This window comes from Agromyces ramosus (assembly GCF_004216665.1).
In the GTDB taxonomy this organism is placed as follows: domain Bacteria; phylum Actinomycetota; class Actinomycetes; order Actinomycetales; family Microbacteriaceae; genus Agromyces; species Agromyces ramosus.
The window spans coordinates 1-5,542 of the sequence record NZ_SGWY01000006.1 but is presented as its reverse complement, the minus strand read 5'-3'; the positions used below and the strand labels follow the sequence as shown (position 1 = coordinate 5,542).

3 rRNA genes are annotated in these 5,542 nt (G+C 56.6%); all 3 read left to right on the top strand.

Going from position 1 to position 5,542, the window contains the following annotated elements:
* Positions 1-106: 106 nt before the first annotated feature.
* A 16S ribosomal RNA gene (locus EV187_RS18230) occupies positions 107-1,633 on the top strand.
* A 473-nt stretch (positions 1,634-2,106) separates the two neighbouring features.
* Positions 2,107-5,211 (top strand): 23S ribosomal RNA (locus tag EV187_RS18225).
* A gap of 207 nt (positions 5,212-5,418) precedes the next feature.
* Positions 5,419-5,535: ribosomal RNA gene (gene rrf / locus EV187_RS18220) — 5S ribosomal RNA — on the top strand.
* Together the 16S, 23S and 5S rRNA genes form the textbook arrangement of a ribosomal RNA operon.
* The last annotated feature ends 7 nt before the right edge of the window (positions 5,536-5,542 follow it).

The window sequence follows — 5,542 nt, the reverse complement described above, 5'->3', positions numbered from 1 at the left end:
TTTGGTGGGGGTGGGATTCCTTTGGATTGATGGACAGTCAGTAATGATTGTTCTCGGTCAGAGATTCAACTCTTGGCCTGCCCTTTTGGGGTGGGTTGAACCAGTTTTTTTGGAGAGTTTGATCCTGGCTCAGGACGAACGCTGGCGGCGTGCTTAACACATGCAAGTCGAACGATGATCTGGCAGCTTGCTGCTGGGGATTAGTGGCGAACGGGTGAGTAACACGTGAGTAACCTGCCCTGGACTCTGGGATAACCCCGAGAAATCGGAGCTAATACCGGATAGGACCTGGAACCGCATGGTTTTGGGTGGAAAGTTTTTCGGTCTGGGATGGACTCGCGGCCTATCAGCTTGTTGGTGAGGTAATGGCTCACCAAGGCGTCGACGGGTAGCCGGCCTGAGAGGGTGACCGGCCACACTGGGACTGAGACACGGCCCAGACTCCTACGGGAGGCAGCAGTGGGGAATATTGCACAATGGGCGCAAGCCTGATGCAGCAACGCCGCGTGAGGGATGACGGCCTTCGGGTTGTAAACCTCTTTTAGTAGGGAAGAAGGGCTTCGGCTTGACGGTACCTGCAGAAAAAGCACCGGCTAACTACGTGCCAGCAGCCGCGGTAATACGTAGGGTGCGAGCGTTGTCCGGAATTATTGGGCGTAAAGAGCTCGTAGGCGGTTTGTCACGTCTGCTGTGAAATCCCGAGGCTCAACCTCGGGCCTGCAGTGGGTACGGGCAGACTGGAGTGCGGTAGGGGAGAATGGAATTCCTGGTGTAGCGGTGGAATGCGCAGATATCAGGAGGAACACCGATGGCGAAGGCAGTTCTCTGGGCCGTAACTGACGCTGAGGAGCGAAAGCGTGGGGAGCGAACAGGATTAGATACCCTGGTAGTCCACGCCGTAAACGTTGGGCGCTAGATGTGGGGACCTTTCCACGGTTTCCGTGTCGTAGCTAACGCATTAAGCGCCCCGCCTGGGGAGTACGGCCGCAAGGCTAAAACTCAAAGGAATTGACGGGGGCCCGCACAAGCGGCGGAGCATGCGGATTAATTCGATGCAACGCGAAGAACCTTACCAAGGCTTGACATAACCGAGAACGCCGCAGAAATGTGGAACTCTTTGGACACTCGGTTACAGGTGGTGCATGGTTGTCGTCAGCTCGTGTCGTGAGATGTTGGGTTAAGTCCCGCAACGAGCGCAACCCTCGTCGTATGTTGCCAGCACGTCATGGTGGGAACTCATATGAGACTGCCGGGGTCAACTCGGAGGAAGGTGGGGATGACGTCAAATCATCATGCCCCTTATGTCTTGGGCTTCACGCATGCTACAATGGCCGGTACAAAGGGCTGCGATGTCGTAAGGCGGAGCGAATCCCAAAAAGCCGGTCTCAGTTCGGATTGAGGTCTGCAACTCGACCTCATGAAGTCGGAGTCGCTAGTAATCGCAGATCAGCAACGCTGCGGTGAATACGTTCCCGGGCCTTGTACACACCGCCCGTCAAGTCATGAAAGTCGGTAACACCCGAAGCCGGTGGCCTAACCCTTGTGGAGGGAGCCGTCGAAGGTGGGATCGGTGATTAGGACTAAGTCGTAACAAGGTAGCCGTACCGGAAGGTGCGGCTGGATCACCTCCTTTCTAAGGAGCAGCTCGGAGGCCTTTCGGGGTTTCCGCAGTGCAGACCGGATCGGGTCCTTTGTGGCTCGCTGGTTGCTCATGGGTGGAACATTGACATAGGTCCTCGTCGGAGGCCGGTCTGGGTCAGTACGCATCTTCGGATGTTGGAACGCTCGGGTTGGTGGATGACGGGGACGTGCACGCTGTTGGGTCCTGAGGGACCGGACAACCCTGCGTTCTCTTTTGGGCGTGGGGGTGATGGTTTCTTCAGGCCTTCACCGATGCCGGCGGTTGCTGGTGGGTGTGGGGGTTCTGGCCGTCTGTTGAGAACTACATAGTGGACGCGAGCATCTTAGAAGCAGCCCTTCGGGCTGTTTCACAATAGGTGAGTCGCCAGGTGGGTGTCCTTTCGGGGGTGCCTGGTTTGGCGTATTCACTGGTCAATTTCGCAGCACCTTTCGGGGTGTTGCACGAATTCGATCGAACTCATGTGATTTCAAGTTTCTAAGAGCAAACGGTGGATGCCTTGGCATCTGGAGCCGAAGAAGGACGTCGTAATCTGCGATAAGCCTCGGGGAGCTGATAAACGAGCTGTGATCCGAGGATTTCCGAATGGGGAAACCCCGCCAGGCCCTTTGGGTGACCTGGTGACTCCCGCCTGAATGTATAGGGCGGGTAGAGGGAACGTGGGGAAGTGAAACATCTCAGTACCCACAGGAAGAGAAAACAACCGTGATTCCGTAAGTAGTGGCGAGCGAACGCGGAAGAGGCTAAACCGAGCCATGTGTGATACCCGGCAGGGGTTGCATGGTCGGGGTTGTGGGACCTTTCGGGTCGATCTGCCGGTCGACCACGGTGACGCGTCAGGTATAGACGAATGGCATTGAAAGGCCAACCGGAGTGGGTGTGAGTCCCGTAGTCGAAATGCCTGGCCGGCCGGAGAGGTATCCCAAGTAGCGCGGGGCCCGAGAAATCCCGCGTGAATCTGTCAGGACCACCTGATAAGCCTAAATACTCCCAGATGACCGATAGCGGACAAGTACCGTGAGGGAAAGGTGAAAAGTACCCCGGGAGGGGAGTGAAATAGTACCTGAAACCGTTTGCTTACAAACCGTTGGAGCCTCCTTGTAGGGGTGACAGCGTGCCTTTTGAAGAATGAGCCTGCGAGTTAGTGATCTGTGGCGAGGTTAACCCGTGTGGGGTAGCCGTAGCGAAAGCGAGTCTGAATAGGGCGATTCAGTCGCAGGTCCTAGACCCGAAGCGAAGTGATCTATCCATGGCCAGGTTGAAGCGACGGTAAGACGTCGTGGAGGACCGAACCCACTTCAGTTGAAAATGGAGGGGATGAGCTGTGGATAGGGGTGAAAGGCCAATCAAACTTCGTGATAGCTGGTTCTCTCCGAAATGCATTTAGGTGCAGCGTTGCGTGTTTCTTGCCGGAGGTAGAGCTACTGGATGGCCGATGGGCCCCAAAAGGTTACTGACGTCAGCCAAACTCCGAATGCCGGTAAGTGAGAGCGCAGCAGTGAGACGGTGGGGGATAAGCTTCATCGTCGAGAGGGAAACAACCCAGACCACCAACTAAGGTCCCTAAGCGCGTGCTAAGTGGGAAAGGATGTGGAGTTGCACAGACAACCAGGAGGTTGGCTTAGAAGCAGCCACCCTTGAAAGAGTGCGTAATAGCTCACTGGTCAAGTGATTCCGCGCCGACAATGTAACGGGGCTCAAGCACGCCACCGAAGTTGTGGCATTGACATTTGTGGTAGGCCTTCGTGGTCCAGCCGTGTTGATGGGTAGGAGAGCGTCGTGTGGCGAGTGAAGCGGCGGTGGAAACCAGCCGTGGACGCCACACGAGTGAGAATGCAGGCATGAGTAGCGAAAGACGGGTGAGAAACCCGTCCTCCGGAAGACCAAGGGTTCCAGGGTCAAGCTAATCTGCCCTGGGTAAGTCGGGACCTAAGGCGAGGCCGACAGGCGTAGTCGATGGACAACGGGTTGATATTCCCGTACCGGCGAAGAACCGCCCACACGAGACCAGAAGTGCTAAGCATCCCAAGCCGCGCGGATCCCTTCGGGGTGAGGCGCGGGGCGGCATGCGACCCCGTCTGGTGGAGTGAGCGTATTAACAGGTGTGACGCAGGAAGGTAGCCCAGCCCGGGCGATGGTTGACCCGGGGCAAGCGTGTAGGCCGAGCGATAGGCAAATCCGTCGCTCACACAGGCTGAGACGCGATGCGGATGAAAAGTGGGTGATCCTATGCTGCCGAGAAAAGCATCGACGCGAGGTTCCAGCCGCCCGTACCCCAAACCGACTCAGGTGGTCAGGTAGAGAATACCAAGGAGATCGAGAGAATCGTGGTTAAGGAACTCGGCAAAATGCCCCCGTAACTTCGGGAGAAGGGGGGCCCGAAGCGTGAACCTGCTTGCCAGGGGAAGCGTGGAGTGGCCGCAGAGACCAGTGGGAAGCGACTGTTTACTAAAAACACAGGTCCGTGCCAAGTCGCAAGACGATGTATACGGACTGACGCCTGCCCGGTGCTGGAAGGTTAAGAGGACCGGTTAGCCGCAAGGCGAAGCTGAGAATTTAAGCCCCAGTAAACGGCGGTGGTAACTATAACCATCCTAAGGTAGCGAAATTCCTTGTCGGGTAAGTTCCGACCTGCACGAATGGCGTAACGACTTCCCAGCTGTCTCAACCGCGAACTCGGCGAAATTGCATTACGAGTAAAGATGCTCGTTACGCGCAGCAGGACGGAAAGACCCCGTGACCTTTACTACAGCTTGGTATTGGTGTTCGGTGTGGCTTGTGTAGGATAGGTGGGAGACTGTGAAGCTGGCACGCTAGTGTCGGTGGAGTCATTGTTGAAATACCACTCTGGTCACTCTGGATATCTAACTTCGAACCGTGATCCGGTTCAGGGACAGTGCCTGGTGGGTAGTTTAACTGGGGCGGTTGCCTCCCAAAAAGTAACGGAGGCGCCCAAAGGTTCCCTCAACCTGGTTGGCAATCAGGTGGCGAGTGTAAGTGCACAAGGGAGCTTGACTGTGAGACTGACAGGTCGAGCAGGGACGAAAGTCGGGACTAGTGATCCGGCAGTGGCTTGTGGAAGCGCTGTCGCTCAACGGATAAAAGGTACCTCGGGGATAACAGGCTGATCTTGCCCAAGAGTCCATATCGACGGCATGGTTTGGCACCTCGATGTCGGCTCGTCGCATCCTGGGGCTGGAGTAGGTCCCAAGGGTTGGGCTGTTCGCCCATTAAAGCGGTACGCGAGCTGGGTTTAGAACGTCGTGAGACAGTTCGGTCCCTATCCGCTGCGCGCGTAGGAAATTTGAGAGGATCTGACCCTAGTACGAGAGGACCGGGTTGGACGAACCTCTGGTGTGCCAGTTGTTCCGCCAGGAGCACCGCTGGTTAGCTACGTTCGGGATGGATAACCGCTGAAAGCATCTAAGCGGGAAGCCGGCCTCGAGATGAGATTTCCATCCCTTCGGGGGAGAGGCTCCCAGCCAGACGACTGGGTTGATAGGCCGGATGTGGAAGACAGGACTAACGACTGTCGGAGCTGACCGGTACTAATAAGCCGATAACTTGACAATCACTACACTCACACACGTTTGAAGATCATTCATCGAAAGGCCGTGTGAGTGGCCCCAAGATTGCTCGCGTCCACTCTGTGGTTCCCAACAGACGGAAACCCAACACACGTAAACTCAACACAGAATTTTCACACCCCACCACGGTGGGGTGCCGAGACCACACACCCAACCCACCACCCGTGGGGGCAACGTGGGTGTGGCACGAGTTTCGGCGGCCATAGCGCGAGGGAAACGCCCGGACACATTCCGAACCCGGAAGCTAAGACTCGCAGCGCCGATGGTACTGCAGGGGCGACCCTGTGGGAGAGTAGGACACCGCCGGACATTCATT